Consider the following 17,616-nt stretch of genomic DNA (forward strand, 5'->3'; position numbering starts at 1 on the left):
AATTGGGGGAAAGAGCGTTTAAAAATAGCCAGCCAAGCGTAATCTTGGCTGGCTGTATACAAATGGTTATTTACAGAACGCTCGATTAAAACTGCTAAATTTGATTCCAATCGGACTATAATTCACTTCTGTAGGTTTAGTTTTATTCAAAAGGTTTATGGATTTACTTAGTGAGCATGGGGTAGGAGTACCATAATCATTAATTATATTGAGACGTTCTCCTACTGTAATAGCAACTGCCTCAGCGGCGAAGGAGGAACAATTGTAGGTAGTCAAATCATATTCAAAATACCTATTTACAAATTGATCCAATCTTGCTAGTTGGGTTTTATCCAACAAGTAGTAGCGTGTCTCGTCTCCTGACCCGTTTTCGACATTTCTTCTAAGGTCACTGGAAGCACCATTGCTAAGCCCCAGTTTTTTTATATCCGAACTCCAATCAGGCCATAACCCATAGTAAGTAGTTTTACCATTGTCAGTAAGGCTTATCCAAGCGTGGCCAAAATTATTGCAATCCAAACTACAGTTGTTGGCGGGTTCACTCGAATGAACTCCTAAAAGTACACGTTCAGATGGGCAGTCTGTTATTTCAACAACCCATTGAGTTCCACCATCCAAGCAACCTGAAACATAGATATCCAACTTTTTCCCTTTTTTAGGGTCATAATAAATGGTAAATTCACCAGCTTTCCCCACAAACCCTTGCGCAGGCGCAACGTTGTTACATTGACCAATAGGAGGAGTTTGGTTTTTGGCCAATAATGGGCCTGTACTCCGTACCCATTCGCCAGCATATTTGATGTCAATTCGGTCTTTAACTGTGTAAGTATCGTATTTTATTGTTACCCAACCAGGTTTGTCTCCAAGTTCGAAAGACCGCACCGTAATACCATCTTGACCCGAAACGCGCCCAAGTGTCATACCACCATTGGCACAGTAATCTACCGAGGATACCAATTCCCCTTTCATGCTTGCGGGGGCACTCACATTGCCTTTATCGTCGTAGATTTGATACAATAACTCAAATTTTCCGTTGAGGATATGTTTGGGAATGCCTACGTCAAGTACAAAGCCATTCTTTTCGGGGTTTTCATTGACAGCCCCCATCCGGGCAGGTTTGATGACGTAAGGAATATCCCAATAGGAAGCAGATCCTTTGATTTGTACATAAAAGCCCTTCAATTTTTGCGAAGGTTTAATGGCATATACAAATGGTACAAAGAGTGAGTTGTCATTGGTAATTGAAGCACTGGCTTGTGCTTTTTCGATACGGAAAGTCGCATCCTGTTTCCCCAATGGCATTGGGCCTTTTTTTATTTTTCCTGACAGCCCCAGTGCATCCGTAAACTCTGTTGGCTGGGTAGCGGGGTCAATAGAAGAGGGAATAACATCTTTAGATTTACAGCCCTCTAAGGTAAAGAGACTTGCTACAAACAGCGCAGTAAGCAGGATGGTAATGAATGATGTTTTTTTCATGGCGTTTTTATGTTTAGTGTTTAATAGGTATTCGGTAAAAGAGAGGGAACATCATCGGTTTGGATGTTTTTTTTAGAACAAAGTTCCAAGTTGCTGTAAATCATTAATTTTGACGTTGCCCTGCTGACGTTCATAGTAGGGATTGGGCTGGTACATGCCCTTGAAAAGCTCATCTTTTAGGTAATCGAAGCGTTTTGAAAGAATATTCTTTCCATTCATCACTACCAATTGTTGGTCGTCAGGCAGAGCGGCAATGCGCTGGGCAGGGATCCCTGTGATTTCCTCGACTCCTTTGGCCACTAAGTGATTTTTACAACCAAAGAACTGCAACGTTGAACAATTATTAACCAGCGTTTGCCAGTCGCTATACCGTGCCTTGAGCTGTTGTAGATCTTGCCAAAATGTATAACAACTGACCCCATAGCCTCGGCAAAGAGTAATGATGGTTTGTAGATAGTTGAAGGTGCCTAATTGCGCGGCTTCATCCAGCAAAAAAATAGTGCGTTTTTCAGGAATAGAAGTGCGGCTGGTAATGGCTTTGAGCATAGCCCCAATCCAAACACGCAACAATGCACCGTGAGAAGAAAGGTACTCGGGGGGGAATACGATATAGACGGTCATCGGTTTACCCTCGCGAATGTCTTCCAATGAAAAGTCAGAGCTATCGGTTGCTGATAATACAGGCTCGGCCATGAGGGCTTTTACGTAGCTTTGAGCAGTAGCAGATACTCCACCAGATGTTACATCAGGGAGTTGTAGAAATGCTGCAATGTCTTGGTATGCCATCGTTGGGATTTTTTTACCTACCGTATCCAGCATCACCGCCAATGAATACTTCAAATCGTCGGCAAAGAGTTTGCGGAGATAATTACGTAGCGTCCAGTCTTTCGGGTCTTCAGTTACTATCAAACAGGCTAGTATGGCGGCATTTAGACTTAAGCCTTGGGAGTCCCAAAATTTTTCACTGAATCCAGAACTTGAAAAAGACATCATATCTGCTAACAGTTGCGCCTGTGCATCTATAAATTCATTGTGGGTACAGTACTTAAACAAATCGAAGAAATTGAAACGATGTCCTTTTTTGGAAATGAGGTTAGCGAAATCAAGGCAATAAACAGCATGTCCCATTTGTTTTCGGCGTTCAGCCGTTACTGCATGTAATTCGCCTTTTATGTCCAAAACGATTGCGGGATTATTGTTTGTAAGCAGCATCGGAATTGCGACTGAGCGCCCTTTGCCAGAGCCTGTCCCCGCTATGACCATGCCGTGACCTTCGGCAGGGGCATGAAGTAAAGGGAGGGACCCTTCCGATGTCTCGCGTACTGACTTATTAGGGCTTTCATTGCGATTGCCAAACCCAATCGGTCGCGTTTGAATTTGTCCTTGGGCTTGTCCTAAGATTTCGCCGAGGTGATAGCCCAATAGAGGGCCTTGAGAAGTTAGTGAAGTCATAGCTGCTTGCGTTTATTATTGTATTCGATTCTATTTCTCCTTTCTCATCGTTTTTGGTGAAAAAATATTTTTTTATCAAAAATGATGATGTTGAGAGACGTTTTTCGATTACCTCATAAAACCACTTAAAACTCAATAGCCATGAAAACAAACCTTGTAGTATTCGTGATTTTTTTTGGAACCTCATCATCGTGGGCTTACGCCCAAAACATCGAAGGATATTATTGGGTCAACAACCAGCGTCATAAGCCCGTGGTCATTACCCACTACCAAGAGCAAGATTATTATGTGTTGTCGCCGCGCAACGCCGAGGGTTTTGTGCGGTTTACAGATCCAACCACCCTCAAAGGGCTTTGGGCCAAGTTAATGCCCCACCGCAAACGTAGCGCACAGGGGGCTTATACCGCCGTGAAGCAGCCCGACGGCAGTTTGGCGGTAATGGTGACAACCGACACCAAGCAGTGGACTGAACGCTGGGTACCTGCTCCAAAAGGGACACGTTGATAGTTCATTCGATAAGTTTTGCCTTTTTTATTTCTTAGTTTCAACCTGTTGTTTTTATCTTACACCTTTTTAAATCCACCTTGATATGATTCGCTATTTCAAAATGTTTATGTGCCTATTTTGGCTCTGTACGGCGTCTATTATACAAGCCCAAAAGACCATGGGGGTTGCAGCACTCTCGTCTGCCACTAAACGAGTAGCCTTTCTCATCGGTAATAACAACTACACGAATGTTCACCCGCTCAAAAACCCCGAGCGAGACGTGGACGCGCTCCAAAAAGTGCTTGAAGGTTTAGGGTTTAAGGTATTCGCCTACAAGAATTGTAGCCTGAGTGAAACCCAACAAGTCTATTCTGATTTTTTGAAACAACTCGACCACGTGAAACCCGAAGTGGCTTGGGTGTATTTTTCGGGGCATGGCTTGGGGGTAAACGGAGTAAATTATCTGCTGCCTACCGATACAAGCATCGGCTGTGTGGAGCAACTCCAATCTTACGAGGCGGTTTCGCTCAATAGTTGGATTGAGGATTTACTCAAAAAACAAATCAAACATAATTTTATTTTCCTGGATGCCTGCCGCGACTTGGGCAAACTGACGCATTGCAGTGGGGCAGCCATCACAGGCGCGGTGCAGGGCCTTAGTAAACCTACTGAAAAGTACCGTGGTCTTCTCATCGCTTTTGCTACTACCGAAGGCAATACTGCCGACGATAGTAATTTTGATAAGAATAATAGCCTCTTCACGGCGGAACTCATCAAATACCTGCCCACTCCCAACATCGGTATTCGTCAGGTTCTTGACTTAGCCAAGCAAGGAACGTACCTGCGCAGTGGCCAAACCCAAGACCCCAAACGCTGGGACGATTTGGTAGAAGATTATGTATTTGTCAGAACGAAGTCCGAAGCATCTCCTTCCCCAGCCGCTCCCATCCAAAAAGTGATTTCGGTGGTGGCCTATAAGCCCAACAGCAGCGAGGTGGACATGGGGTTGGCAAAAATGACCCAACAACAACTCAAAGTACATGAACAATTAAAAGCTGAATACCCTGACCACGACATCCGCCTCCAAACCAACAGCAAGGGATTGGCTGCCGACGAGATTGTATGCACCGTGCGGCGGCAAACCGAAACCAGCCCCAACCCCGTGGCGGGTTTCAACCTCATCAAGGCCGACACGCGCCTGACACTCACTTTCAAAAAAGGACAAGACCTGCTGGATGAAATAGAACTCTCCGAAGGTGGTACCGATCATCAGAAGAATATCGCTATTCAAAACTCCATCGAACGGGCGATGGAACATCTTAAAAATCAAACGATTAATCTGAAAAGATAAAACACATAGCTACACTTTTGTGACCTTGACGACAGGAACGGTTTGTGGCCGATAGGAAACTGATATAGATGCCCGCAAAGGCGGCCCCGTCGTACCTCGGCATGACAAAATACGTTTTTGCCATAGGCTGTGTGGCCTAAAAACACTAATAGGAGTCCCAAATCAATGAATTAAACCAAACTTAATATACCCAAATGAAACGAATCCTTCTATTCCTCCTGTTGGGCTGCACCCTTGTGCAGCCTGCACTCGCCCAAGAAAGCGACATTGATACCAAAATGGAAAAGATGGCACAAGACCTTGCCAAGCAATTACGAGCTGCTGGAAAGAGCCGTGTTGGTGTAGCGGAATTTACTGATCCTCAAAGCTATGTCACTGAACTGGGGAAATATTTTGCTGACAATTTTCAAGGAACTTTGGTACAGCAAAAATTAAGAGTTATCAATCGTCAACGTTTATCACAGTTACTTACTGAAAATAAACTTACTGCTAAAGGATTATTAGATCCGAATAACTCACTCAAAATAGGAAAAGCTGCTAATATGGAAGTAATTATTGTTGGTACTGTAACTACTTTAAGTAATCGGGAATTTGCAATTGAATTGTTGGCATTGGATGTACAGGGAGCAGAAGCCATAGCGAGTGCAAAGACAAAAATCTTACGAACGGTTCAGTTGGATAAAATGCAGGAGACAATTGTTCCTCAACTCAATATTTCTCAACCGGAAAGTGAAAATTTAGTTGAACAAGGATTAACACCCTCGAACGAACAAAGACCAACACCCTCGAACGAACTTTGTAATGATAAAGCATTTTATCTGGGCCAAGTATGTTTTGAAAATAGAACGAAACAACGATTGATTTTATATGAAATTGTAGGTGCATATACTAAAGACAGGAAACCCAATACCCTTGTTGGGACAGGTAAACAAGGTTGCACTCCAATTTTGAGAGTGGGAGTAAAATCACGAGACATTAAGGTAGTAAGTGCAACATTTTATTTCCATACATCTGAACAAGATGAAAGCAAACGATTATATGGAAAAATGAACGTAGAGGTAGAGGCCTGCAAGGTAAAAAATCAATCAATTACAACCGACAATCTTTTTTTGAATAAAAAACGTTACTAAACTAATTCATAAAATGAAAAACTTACTGTTTTACACTTTTTTCTTGCAGACCGTATTCTCAACGATTCACGCCCAGCAAATGGACGACAAAATCAAGACGCTTGCCAATGAAATAGCCGAGCAAATGGTGAAGAATGGCAGCAAAAAAGTGGCCGTCACTACGCTGGATTACAAAGGTTGCTCAACCGAATTTGGTAAGTTTCTGGCTGAAGAACTTACCGGAAATCTTTCAGTATCAGGGCGCAGCATTACTGTAGTCAATCAAAAATTACTTGAGGCCTTGCTCGTCCAAAACAAGCTTACGGCACAAGGATTATTAGAAGCCAAAAATGATGCCGCCAAATTGGGGCAGGTATCAGGTATTGATGCGCTGGTCTATGGAACGATTACGACCTTGGGTGAAGACATACGTATTTCCATCAGCATTGTCAAGTTACCTACTTTGGCGGTGTTTGGTTATGCAAAAAGCAGTTTTTCTTTAACGAATGGCTTAAAAGAGATGTTATCCTGTATAGAATTCGGCACCAGCGATAGAACTACGATGGAGAAAGCACCAGGAAAACCTGCACCAGAGAAAACAAATTGTACGGGTCAGAACACAGCGGGTGCTTTATTTTCGATGAAAGAGTGTGTATTGAATAGTAAATCACTGGTCTGTCACTTTGTTGTTTCTAATAACCGTGAAGACCGAAGTGATGCAAAATTTGGGTATAACAGTAGAGAGACTTATATCATTACCGATGGCGGAAAACAATACAGTGCCAACAGAATTGATATAGGGAACTCAGGAAATTGGAGTATGTATGGAAACGTGACAGAATACAATTCTATTTTTGGGGGTAAGGTCAATGCCACCATTAAATTTGAGGTGGATGACAGCTCCATTAAAAATCTTCAGGTATTCGAATTAAAAGACCAAGGGATACGGTGTCTAAATGTACCGATAGTATCTTCAAACGGAATAAGCCCCAAATGAAACGCCGTTTTCGAAAATTACAACCTTCAAAATTTGATATTATGAGAAAAACTACGCTCATCATTACGCTTTTATGTGCCATCAGTTTAAACACCCGTGCTCAGGACTTTCGTTCTCAATTACGACAAATTGCCAATGATTTGGCCAAACAGATAGAGGCCAAAGGAAAAAAAAGAGTGGTTAGTGCATCGTTTCTTGACCTCAAAAACCAAGAAACCGACCTCGGTCGCTATATGTCCGATAAGTTCAGCATTGGTCTGGCCTCTTCGTCATTAGAAATCACAGACCGCAGCCAATTGGCACAGCTCCTACTCGACAATAAACTCGGTGCGGATCGTATTCTTGACCCTAAAACGATTCCTACTTTGGGAAAAATTACAGGCGCTGAGGTAATTATTATAGGAAACTATACTGCTTTGGACAACTCTGTGGACATCACCGTTAAGGCTATTGACCTCGAACGGGGTTTGCGGATTGCTATTGCAGAGGGGATAGTGGCACGTACTTCCGAGATTAATAAATTGTTGAGCGAAGTATCCTCTATTGACTCTGATGCTCCGACTACTTCTACTGGAACAAAGCTCCCCACAGATACTAAATTACCCAAACCCTCAGCAGACTGTATTACCAAAAATACTTGCGTAATATGCGCCAAGAATAATTCAAGTTTACCAATTGAAGTAAAAAGAGGATACATAGGGGGTGACCAAGACCATCGTGATTTACTTATCTATACCAGTGAAACAAAGTGTTGGCAAAACGTATGGATTGGTACAAATAACGACTATTTTAAGTTTACTGTTAGCTTTTTTCAAAACGAGGCAAGGGTCAAGCAAGAAGTAGTTAATGTCCGTGCCTGTGAAGTCAAATTAATCACCTTTAACAAATAGACGAATGAAAACGCCTTTTGCTTTTTTGTATTTATTCCTCTTTTTCACCCAAGTTGCCCATACTCAATACGAAGCGCAAATCAAGGGCATTACGCAGGAATTGAGCAAAAAAATTGGTAAAACGGGCAAAAAACGCCTCGCCGTCGCCGATTTTACCGATGCTGATGGAGCTGTTACGAAACTGGGGTGGTTTCTTAGAGAGGAGTTCAACTCGGCCCTATCCCAAATTGGGCAAGACTTTGAAGTAATCGAGCGTAAAAGTGTCAATGAGTTACTCCAAGAAAAGAAAGTTCCAAAATTGGGTAAACTCACAGGTATAGAGGCCTTAATTGATGGTACAATTACGCCATTTGAGGAGATTGTACGGGTTAATATCAAGATTTTAGATTTGCAATAAGGCGTAACACTGGGATCTGTAGTAGGCAACATCCCCCGCACCTTCGAAATCAACAAGCTATTGAGTGAGGTGAGCGAAAGTACAAATTATGACGTAACTTGTTCATTTGACCCCGACCCTAAGTCGACCCAGAGCAAAGATAAAAACTGTGCAAAAAATCATAAAGGTGATATCCTCTTTATCAACAAAACCCAAAAAGATGTATTGCTTGAATGGCGTGACCCAGTGGTGGGGGAATTGAGCATCGTTGTTAGAGCAGGAAACCAGCATCTTGCTCAAGGACTCTACACAAGAGATGGCTTATTTTCTTACAGGGCTAATTTGTATCGAAATATTGCAAAAAAAGAAAATCCTGAGAGCTACTCTATTTTTGTGGAAGAATGTGTAAATTCCAATGAAAGTGGTTCATCGTCACATTTGGTGAAAGTCGGGGTTTGGGTTGTAATTTTGAAGAATGGACTCTCCCTTCCTTTTGCCTTCCAACCTCGACTTAGAATTACTTAATTACGAACTTTACCCCGACCGCATTGATTTGCAGGTAATAAGTACAGCCTCTTCTACCTGCTGTCCTGTTTGTGGAAAGCTTAGCCACAAAATCCATAGCTGCTACCATCGAATCATCCATGATTTACCCGCCGGTGGCCGAAGAGTTCGATTAGAGCTTCAGGTTAGGAAATATTTTTGTAAAAATGCCGACTGCCCGCGCAAGATATTCACTGAAAGATTTGTTGCGGGTTTAGCAAGTTATGCCCGCCGATTTGACCGTTTGAATCAAGTACTCACCGGTATAGGACTGGAATCAGGGGGTAATTCTTCTACCCGCCAAGCCCACTCTTTCTCCGTTAAACTAAGTGCTTCTACTGTTCTGAGGCTTATCAAAAAATGTAATATACCTTCTATAACTGCACCTAAAATCATTGGCGTTGATGATTGGGCGTTTAAAAAAGGGCGCAAGTATGGAACCATCATCGTCGATTTGGAAAAGCACCGAGTGATTGATTTATTGCCTGATCGAGAAGCCAAGACCTTATCTGCCTGGCTTTTAGAACACCCAAGCATTGAAATTGTCAGCAGGGATCGCTCAAATACGTATGCCGCTGCCATTACAGAAGCCTGTCCACAGGCAGAACAGATTGCCGACCGATGGCATATTCTGAAAAATCTCTCGGAAACGCTTGAGCGATTTTTAGATACCCAACGGGGAGAAATTAAAGAAACGGCGCTCAGGCTAAGCCAACAGCAGCAAAAATCCGCCAATGAACAGATAATTCCTGATAAGGCTGAAACTCTTCCACAAAGAGCTGTTTTTGCTGGAAAATACTATGATAACTTTCTAAAAGTTAAAGAGTTACAATCCAAAGGGTACAGTATTAGAAAGATAGCAATTACTTTAAAAATGTCTCGCAGCACGGTGGCAAAATATTGGAATCGGATAGAATTTATTCCTAAAACTTCTCATAAACGAAGTAATATTCTTGACTTTGAGACCTATCTGCAACAGCGTTGGCAGCAAGGGCAGCAGTCGGCCAAAGCGTTGTATGAAGAAATTAACGATCAAGGATTCACCTATTCTCAAGCTACAGTCTATAACGCGGTAAGAAATTATCCCAAATCCGTCTTAGAACCACTGCCGGAGTCAGTAAAAGCAACTTACTATTCTTCCAAACAACTGAGTATTTGGTTAGGGATGTATCAGAGTGATTGGCAAGATTACATGCCCATTGAATTTTTAAGGAAACTTTTGGAAGAAAACCCGCTCATCAAAGTCGTTAGAGAAATTGCTTTAGAATTCAGGCAACTCATGAAGGCAAAGCAAGGGGATCAACTCCGGGATTGGTGTAATAAAGCGCTTGATTCCGGAGTAGAATCGCTGAAAGGATTTGTCAGAGGAGTTAAACAGGATTTTAAAGCCATTTTCCAAGCATTCACCTCCGAATGGAGCAATGGTCAGGTCGAAGGACAAGTAAATCGGCTCAAAAATATCAAGCGTCAAATGTATGGAAGGGCAAGTTTTGAACTACTCCGCAAAAGAGTCATCCTGATGGGGATCCCCGACTTTCACCAAATGTGACGATGAACCATTTTCACGCCATTTTACAAATGTCGCACTAATCCGCTAACTATTAAATAACCATCTAATCATGAATAAGTCTATTTTGTTTTTCTGCCTTGTTGGAAGTCTGCTTTATGCTTCCAAAACCCACGCCCAATACGAAGCTCAAATCAAGGGTATCACGCAGGAGTTAAGCAAAAAAATTGGCGAAACGGGCAAAAAACGCCTCGCCGTCGCTGATTTTACCGATGCTGACGGGGCTGTTACGAAACTGGGGCAATTTATCAGTGAAGAGTTCAACACCTCCCTGCCCGAAGTTGGACAAGGCTTTGAGGTCATAGACCGCAGCCGTATCAATATCCTAATTCGAGAAAACAAAATATCGACAACAGGCCTGACAGACCCTACCAATGCCTTGAAATTGGGAAAGTTGGCGGGTATCGAAGCCCTTGTTTATGGCACCATCACACCTTTTGGAGAAAGCGTACGGGTCAATATTAAAATTTTGGACTTACAACGGGGCGTAATACTGCGATCGGTTGCGGGCAATATTACCCGCACCGCCGACATCAATCGGTTACTGAGCGAAACGGTGAATAATGTAATCTCGACTCTGAATGATGATAATACTACAAGTGATGCCAAACTACCAAAACCACAGAAAGATTGTCAATTTAAGCCCAGTTGTGTTTTGTGTGTAACAAATAAATCAAAGAATGCTATTGAAGTTCAACCCCAATTAAGTAATCAACTTTATGGTTATGCTGGCGAAAAACTTTATGTTCACCCCAATAATTTTAAATGTTGGAGTGAGATGGGATTTAGTGTAAGTGGTGATCATGATACCGTCCGAGTCGATGTTTACATTCAAGGGAGCCATGTAAAGTCCCTTAAAGAAATAATAGAGCCCTGTAAAGTATATAATCTTGTTTATGAATAAGATGCACACCTGTATTTATGATATTGAAAATAGACGAACTTCTTTTAGAACCTTGCAGGGTTTATAATCAGGTGTTTACGAAATAAAACCTAAGATGCGTAAATTTTACTTTGCAAAAAAAAGCACTATGTTTTTGTTACTATGATGATGTTCCACGCATAGCCTCGAATAGATGTATGTAAACCAATTACAAACATCTATTCAGCTATGAGAACAAACCACACACCCGTCCCTACTACTGCTGCTAACTGGCAACTATTCTTCCAAAAACTCCTTCAAGAAGCCCCTCAGAAAGTGGGGGGGCTTCTTATCGCCCTGCTTCTTTACTATATCTTGCCATTACTTGGCAAGCTTACACTTTTGTATGCGCCTTCGGTGGTTATTGCAATGTGGGCGTGTGGCTTGTTGTTTTTGATTCAGCCTGCCACCGATCCTGCGCAAACTAAATCGCGTTCTGACAAAAACTCAATGTGGGGAATCATCGCAGCTACTACCATTAGCCAAGCCTCCATCATGGTGGAGTGGGCATATTTTCACACTAACCACAGTTGGGTATTCGATGCTTCAACTCTCTCGGGGCTTGGCCTCATCGCACTGGGGCTTTGGGTACGTACTTTGGCTATCTACGAATTGGGTCCTAACTTTGACAATACTGTCACTATCAAGGGGGGCCACGAGCTTATTCAAACGGGTATTTACCGTTACATCCGCCACGGAAGCTATACTGGGGCCATCTTGGTTGGGCTTGGCATCGGCATTATGCTATCGGCTTGGTGGGGAGTAGCCATTTCGGTCGTGACGTTGGGCTTGGCCTACGGTTACCGCATCAAACACGAGGAAGCTACTCTACTGGCGTATTTTGAGGATGAGTATCGCCAGTACCAAAAACGAACTTGGAAATTGATACCCTTCATTTTTTAAAATAGTGGGGGCGTATCCCCACTTTACCCTACTTATTTTCTAACTTAATTTATTTTTTAGCCATGAAAGTCACCGTTTCTGTGGCCTCAACCGTCGCGCAGCGTCGGCAGGCATTTGCTTTGCTTTATCAAATTTATTTATCGGCCTTCGGGGTGGATTTAAAGAAGTTGAAAAAGATTTTTCCTTTGGATTTTCGCTCAGTTGTATTACTTGTAAAAAACGAGACAGGGCGGCTTTTGGGTACGGCAAGTTTGATGTACCCGCACGATATTTTTTTTCCTACTGAGTATCTTTTTGGGGCTACAATTCGTCAAGATGGAGTGCATTTGCCATTACGAGAGTCGGTAGAAGTAGGCCGTTTGGCGCAGTTAGAAGATGCCCCAAAGGGCTTAGTAACTCGTGCTATCATGCTGGCTGTAGCGGCCTATCTCAAAAAAGAAGGTTTGGCTGGATGGGTAGCTACTGTCAAGCCTACTATGAAACGTATTATCAAAAATACGGGTGTTGAGTCAGTGCTTTTTGAAACGTATATAGAAGAGACGAACGCAGCAAAAGCATTGATTGTCAAAAGGTACAAAGGTAACGAAATCGTATCTTTTTGGGCCTCGACAGAGAGTACAATTGTTGCCTTTAAGCATTTGGCATCAGAAGATATTGTGGTAGAGATATAATTACACTCGTATAGACGGGGCGTGGACTAAACACCACGCCGTCTATACGAGTGCAATTACAGGTCATCATAAACAGCGGTTACTGGACGCCAATGATTGGTTAGGCAGAAAAATTCAATATCTTCAACCTTCTACGGCTTACGGGCAGTTGAAGGCCCTTTCCTACTAGAGCGACAGGAGTTTCATTGGTGTGATTGATGCCTCTGAAATAGTGAAGATTGATTACGTGAGTACGGCTAATACGCAAAAATTGTCCTGATGGTAAGGCCGCAAAGATTACACTCATGGTTTTGGAAAGCAACATACGTTTACCGTTCGTGAAATAGACAAAAGTGTAGTTACGATTGCTTTCTAAGTATATTACATCGAAGGTTAGCAGACAAGTACGTGGCGTAATATAGACAAGATGTTGGGGTAGTTGTTTCATTAGGGCAAAGGGTTTGATTTCTTTGACAAAAGAAGCAACTACTCAACGTGATTCATACCCCCAATTACAGGGGGTGTGGCAATAAATTTACTTTAATAATGATTGTAGTGCCGCGAGGGCCACTATCTATTGTAAACTGTCCTTTCATATTTTGTGTTATTTGCTTTTCAATATTGGTTAAACCGCTTTTCTTATTTTGTTTGAGGGAGGTTTTTAGGTCAAAGCCCCTACCGTCGTCTTCGATGAGAATACTAAGTTGCGGTTGGTCATAACTTATTTGGACCATAATGCTACTGCATTGGGCGTGTTTTAGGGCATTGGTAATAAGTTCCGAAATAATACCCGATAGTTGAGCTTCAATAAATGGGTCAAATCGAACACTTTGGAGGTTATCAAAGCTAAAATCAACTATATTAATTCGTTTATATTTATTGATTAATACAGACTGCAACGTATCATCATCGTTGGTACGAAGTTGATAGGAAATATCCCTGATACGCAGATAAGCTTCACTTAATTGTTCTTTTATATCTTCCCATTTTGTTTCGGGGTACTCTTTTGCCAACACCCCCACCTGAAATTTGCTGGCCGCTAAAAGTGACCCTAATTCATTGTGCATTTCGTCGGCTATTTGGTTACGTTCGCGACGTTGAGTATTAAATTCGATTTTTAGAATTTCATTTTCAAGTCTATACTTTTCCTCTTCGAGCTTATATTTCGCCTCTTCGAGTCTAAATTTTGCCTCTTCATTTTTTTTAAACCGATAGACAATACCGCCAGTTAAAACAAGCAATTCTATAAGAGTAGTAAAATAATAAGCATTGTGAATGTGTTGCACTGGCCACTGATGTACATCGGAGAAAGTTTCAATAAGTACGGTAATGGTCACGGGTAAAGTGGCACCAACAAAGAGCTTAGCGGCTGGGGACGGCCACTTCGCCAATAAATACACTAAATTAATGGTGCTCAGGATACCCATGAATACGTAAAAAAGGGGTTTGTATTCAAAGAGGGTTTGTTGAAAAAACATCAGCACTGCCATACAACTGTATTGCAAAATGATGACGATTCGACTTATCTGATAGGTTTTGAGAAATACTTGGCGAGATACTTCTAAAAATTGCTCCGCAAAAAGTAAATAAAAGACAGGGACAGTGGCACTCAGTACCCCAAGTGCATTTTTGTTTAGGATAAAAATAGGTAATCGCTCAAAAAATAAATAACCATAGTCGTTGTAAATGAGCATGATGCACAAGGCACATACAATGCAGCCGAGGTAGTACCAATAGATTTTTTCTCTAAAGAAGTAAGCCAAAGCAACACCCAATAACAAAAATAAAGCCATACTACCGATGTAGATACTATGATAGAATTGTTGAATAGAGATGTAAGTACGCCCTGCTTCTTGGCTATATAGTATAAAAGGAGAAGCTGCTAAACGATAATGAACATTGTGCATCTTTGTCCAAATCCAGTAGATTGAATCGGGCAAGACCTCAAACGAAGTAGTCAAAAATGCACTGCTAATTTCGCGTTGTCTCATTGGATAATGACTGCCTGTTCGATAAGATTTCAAAGCATGGAAACGCGAGTCAGTGACATATACCTCCAAACTATCTATACCCTTTGTGATAAGCGATAATCGCTTGGGATTCATACCTGTGTAGTGAACCCCAAATCGTACCCAATGGGGGTGGGGCGAATTTCCAAAATTGGGGTGGTTGTGAATAACGGGTTGTGGCTTAAATATTTTTATAATTTGCTCAAATCGTTGATTTTTCTGATAATCAACCTCATAAGCCAAGTGTCCCGCAAGCGATACTTGTTGAGTTTGTTCAGTTATTTTAACAAGGCGTTGGGCACGAAGATGATAAAATGAAATTAGGGCCAACAAGAAGGCAATAGAGCGAAACATTGAGTTAGGAAGATTAAGTTACGTTATAGAAACTTATGGTCATGGGCGATTTTGACAAGGTGAGTGGCATTTTTGGCTTTGAATTTTTTAAGCAAAATTGCCCGATATTCTTCTACGGTATATTTTGAGAGGCTTAGTTCGCTCGCAATTTCGTCTCCTGTAAGCCCTTGTGATAACAACATAAGAATTTCTTTCTCCCGAGTACTCACCTTAATGCCTTCACCTACTAATCGCCCCTCATCTTCTTGCTTTGATTTGAGGATAGCCCCCACTTCTTCTTGAAAATAAGTACGACCGCTTCCAACGGCCCGAATGGCGATAAGTAATTCATCTACATCAATGCTTTTGAACAAATAGCCTTTAGCCCCGAACGCAACAGCACGTTTAATGATATCGTAGTCGCGGTGGGTGGAGGTAATTAACGGACGGATTGGCAATTTGACTTTTTTGATAAACTCTAATACATCCAGCCCTGATAAGCGGGCATGTTGATTGTTGTAAGTCAGGGGCATATTCAAATCCAGTAAAAGTACATCACAAGTATGTATTTTGAGCTTGTGAATGATGTCGTAATAATTGGTAGCAGTCGCAACAATTGCGAGGTCTTCGGCTGCCGACAACAACTGTTCATACCCCTGCAAGAGGAGTTTGTGGTCTTCGGCGATAAATAGTCTAAGAGGTGTAACATTCTTCATGGCAAGTACTGTTTTTTTTCATGTGTTGAGCAAAGGTAACGGATGGATTTGTGCTATTCCACCCCCATTTACAGGGGTGGATTCTTAAATTTGAAGGTGATAGGTTTGTGTTGTTATAAAGAAGAGGCGTTTCAATTGTGAGTCGCTATAAGCGTTGAAAGTACTTTCCCTTCTTGTTACATAAAATGAGGATTTTATCAAAAAACGCATCAAAAATTCTTTAAAAATCAAATATGCTAAATAATCTCTTTATAAAAAGGCTAAAAAACAAAATAACTAGATGATAAAAATTAATATAGTTGTTACAACAACTATATACAAGACAATGAAAAGTTAAAACAAAAATATCTAATTCATATAATTACTATTAACATATCCATGCATATCTAATAATCTTATGCTTTGATATTCAACGTTTTCAAAAAAATACCTCAAAAAATCAGGCTTAGATGATGATAACCTCCTCTTTTTTACGAATACACCCTTAGAACGCCATTTAATTTATCCTCAAACCCGCTGCAGTACCATGAAAAAAATCTTAATATCTCTCTTAATCCTTGTGGCAAATGGGGCTATTGCCCAAGACAAAACCTTGGGTAAACAGCCGCTTAAACCTCTTAATCCTTATCGCAAAGCGATTTTGATAGGGAATAATTTATACAAAACCCAGCCTAAGCTGCATAATTGCGAGCGCGATGTGGATAGCATGAATGTAGTTTTGACGAAGCTGAAATTCCAAACCACCTGCCACAAAAACCGCAATCGAGTACAGATGATTGAGGAGCTACAGGCATTTTATGAAACTTTGCAGCCGACCGATACTGCAGTAGTGTATGTTAGTATGCACGGGATTGGAAAAACCAATGAGTCGTGGTTGCTACCGATAGATGTCAATATATGCGAGATCAACAAAGACCAACTTTACGGACAACTGCGACTCAGTTACATCATTAATCAAATTTTGGCCCGTAATACCCGCAATGCCATCTTTTTGCTGGATGCCTGCCGCAATATGCCCGACCTTAACAAATGCGGTAAGAACTTACAACTAAACACAGGGGTAGTAACGCCTCTATACAATCCGCTAGGCTATTTTGTGGGCTTTGCCACGGGCGAGGGCGATACTGCCAATGATAATACTTACGACAAAAACAACAGTCTATTTACGTCCGAACTACTCAAACATCTCCCTAATATCAATCTGGGTATTAGGGGAATTTATGATTTAGTACGGGTGGGGGTTTTACAAAGAAGCCAGAACAAGCAAGACCCCAAACGCAATGATGAATTGTTTAGCGACCTTTTCCTTAATGGACAAGCGGCATTTACTACCCACAATAACCCACCACGAGAAGTAGAAATGCCTTGTGCTGATTGGGAAATGGGTCAGACAGATGTGGTTTTACGAGCAGCAGGCGAAGGTAAAAGCCCGCAACAGGGTATTGCCCTTAACATTGCCCGCAACAATGCTCAAGCCAACATCGCCCGAAATTTACGTTCAACCCTTGACTTGGTAGCGGAGCGGTATTTTATGCAAAACGATAATAATGATAAGACCGAATGGAAAGAACTCAACACTGAGGTAAGTAGCATCACCACGACGATGGAAATGGCGAATATGGCGGTAAAGTGCCAAAAATGCCTAATGAACCCAAACAATACCTACACTTGCTGGGTAGGGTTGGAAGTGTTGGCCAAAGATGTGGTAGCCAAATTTGACGAAAAACTACCTAAAGGACTTAGCAAAAAACTCAAATATGATGCCGCAGGATTTGAAAAAACTTATAGAGATGAATTGACCCGAATCCAATCCTATTTTTCCAAACCATAAAACCC

General features: G+C 41.7%; 17 protein-coding genes. 12 read left to right on the forward strand and 5 right to left on the reverse strand.

All coding sequences use genetic code 11. The features are described from left to right. Positions 1-66 precede the first annotated feature (66 nt). Entirely contained in the window at positions 67-1,476 is a 1,410-nt protein-coding gene (locus tag NCI00_RS27545) for a hypothetical protein (RefSeq protein WP_253532934.1), read from the reverse strand. A 72-nt stretch (positions 1,477-1,548) separates the two neighbouring features. Further along, positions 1,549-2,928, reverse strand: coding sequence for a type IV secretory system conjugative DNA transfer family protein (locus NCI00_RS27550; protein ID WP_253532935.1), 1,380 nt, complete (start codon positions 2,926-2,928; stop codon positions 1,549-1,551). Positions 2,929-3,069: 141 nt separating this feature from the next. Here NCI00_RS27550 and NCI00_RS27555 point away from each other — a divergent pair, with 141 nt between their 5' ends. The 11 genes from NCI00_RS27555 (at position 3,070) to NCI00_RS27605 (ending at position 12,743) form a co-directional block, all read left to right on the forward strand. Beyond that, positions 3,070-3,432: a hypothetical protein gene (locus tag NCI00_RS27555; protein WP_253532937.1), complete on the forward strand. Its 363-nt coding sequence runs from the start codon at positions 3,070-3,072 to the stop codon at positions 3,430-3,432. Positions 3,433-3,517: 85 nt separating this feature from the next. Continuing rightward, positions 3,518-4,765, forward strand: a complete 1,248-nt coding sequence (locus tag NCI00_RS27560) for a caspase family protein (protein WP_253532939.1) — start codon at positions 3,518-3,520, stop codon at positions 4,763-4,765. Between the two features lie 194 nt (positions 4,766-4,959). Beyond that, positions 4,960-5,895, forward strand: coding sequence for a FlgO family outer membrane protein (locus tag NCI00_RS27565; protein WP_253532941.1), 936 nt, complete (start codon positions 4,960-4,962; stop codon positions 5,893-5,895). 13 nt (positions 5,896-5,908) lie between these two features. After that, positions 5,909-6,871 (forward strand): FlgO family outer membrane protein, encoded by a 963-nt coding sequence (locus tag NCI00_RS27570; RefSeq protein ID WP_253532943.1) that lies wholly within the window; start codon positions 5,909-5,911, stop codon positions 6,869-6,871. After that, positions 6,868-7,761: a FlgO family outer membrane protein gene (locus NCI00_RS27575; protein ID WP_253532946.1), complete on the forward strand. Its 894-nt coding sequence runs from the start codon at positions 6,868-6,870 to the stop codon at positions 7,759-7,761. Before NCI00_RS27570 ends, NCI00_RS27575 begins: the two co-directional genes overlap by 4 nt. Positions 7,762-7,765: 4 nt before the next feature. Next, complete coding sequence (locus NCI00_RS27580) at positions 7,766-8,158, forward strand: FlgO family outer membrane protein (RefSeq protein WP_253532948.1); 393 nt, start codon at positions 7,766-7,768, stop codon at positions 8,156-8,158. A 69-nt stretch (positions 8,159-8,227) separates the two neighbouring features. Beyond that, complete coding sequence (locus NCI00_RS27585) at positions 8,228-8,662, forward strand: hypothetical protein (RefSeq protein ID WP_253532950.1); 435 nt, start codon at positions 8,228-8,230, stop codon at positions 8,660-8,662. Further along, positions 8,613-10,229, forward strand: coding sequence for an ISL3 family transposase (locus NCI00_RS27590; RefSeq protein ID WP_253532952.1), 1,617 nt, complete (start codon positions 8,613-8,615; stop codon positions 10,227-10,229). The genes NCI00_RS27585 and NCI00_RS27590 overlap by 50 nt, the downstream gene beginning before the upstream one ends. A gap of 70 nt (positions 10,230-10,299) precedes the next feature. Further along, positions 10,300-11,151 (forward strand): FlgO family outer membrane protein, encoded by an 852-nt coding sequence (locus NCI00_RS27595; protein ID WP_253532954.1) that lies wholly within the window; start codon positions 10,300-10,302, stop codon positions 11,149-11,151. A 207-nt stretch (positions 11,152-11,358) separates the two neighbouring features. Beyond that, positions 11,359-12,072: a methyltransferase family protein gene (locus tag NCI00_RS27600; protein ID WP_253532957.1), complete on the forward strand. Its 714-nt coding sequence runs from the start codon at positions 11,359-11,361 to the stop codon at positions 12,070-12,072. 62 nt (positions 12,073-12,134) lie between these two features. After that, positions 12,135-12,743 (forward strand): hypothetical protein, encoded by a 609-nt coding sequence (locus NCI00_RS27605; RefSeq protein WP_253532959.1) that lies wholly within the window; start codon positions 12,135-12,137, stop codon positions 12,741-12,743. A gap of 100 nt (positions 12,744-12,843) precedes the next feature. Here NCI00_RS27605 and NCI00_RS27610 read toward each other — a convergent pair whose 3' ends face one another. The 3 genes from NCI00_RS27610 to NCI00_RS27620 form a co-directional block, all read right to left on the reverse strand. Continuing rightward, a complete protein-coding gene (locus NCI00_RS27610; RefSeq protein ID WP_253532961.1) occupies positions 12,844-13,170 on the reverse strand; it encodes a LytR/AlgR family response regulator transcription factor in 327 nt (108 codons plus the stop codon). Positions 13,171-13,234: 64 nt separating this feature from the next. Further along, a complete protein-coding gene (locus tag NCI00_RS27615; RefSeq protein WP_253532963.1) occupies positions 13,235-15,085 on the reverse strand; it encodes a sensor histidine kinase in 1,851 nt (616 codons plus the stop codon). A gap of 23 nt (positions 15,086-15,108) precedes the next feature. Beyond that, positions 15,109-15,780: a response regulator transcription factor gene (locus NCI00_RS27620; protein WP_253532965.1), complete on the reverse strand. Its 672-nt coding sequence runs from the start codon at positions 15,778-15,780 to the stop codon at positions 15,109-15,111. Positions 15,781-16,306: 526 nt separating this feature from the next. Between NCI00_RS27620 and NCI00_RS27625 the strand changes: the two genes are divergently transcribed. Continuing rightward, positions 16,307-17,611, forward strand: coding sequence for a caspase family protein (locus NCI00_RS27625; protein ID WP_253532967.1), 1,305 nt, complete (start codon positions 16,307-16,309; stop codon positions 17,609-17,611). Positions 17,612-17,616 lie beyond the last annotated feature (5 nt).

Origin of the sequence: Runella salmonicolor, from assembly GCF_024158025.1 — a bacterium.
Lineage (GTDB): Bacteria > Bacteroidota > Bacteroidia > Cytophagales > Spirosomataceae > Runella > Runella salmonicolor.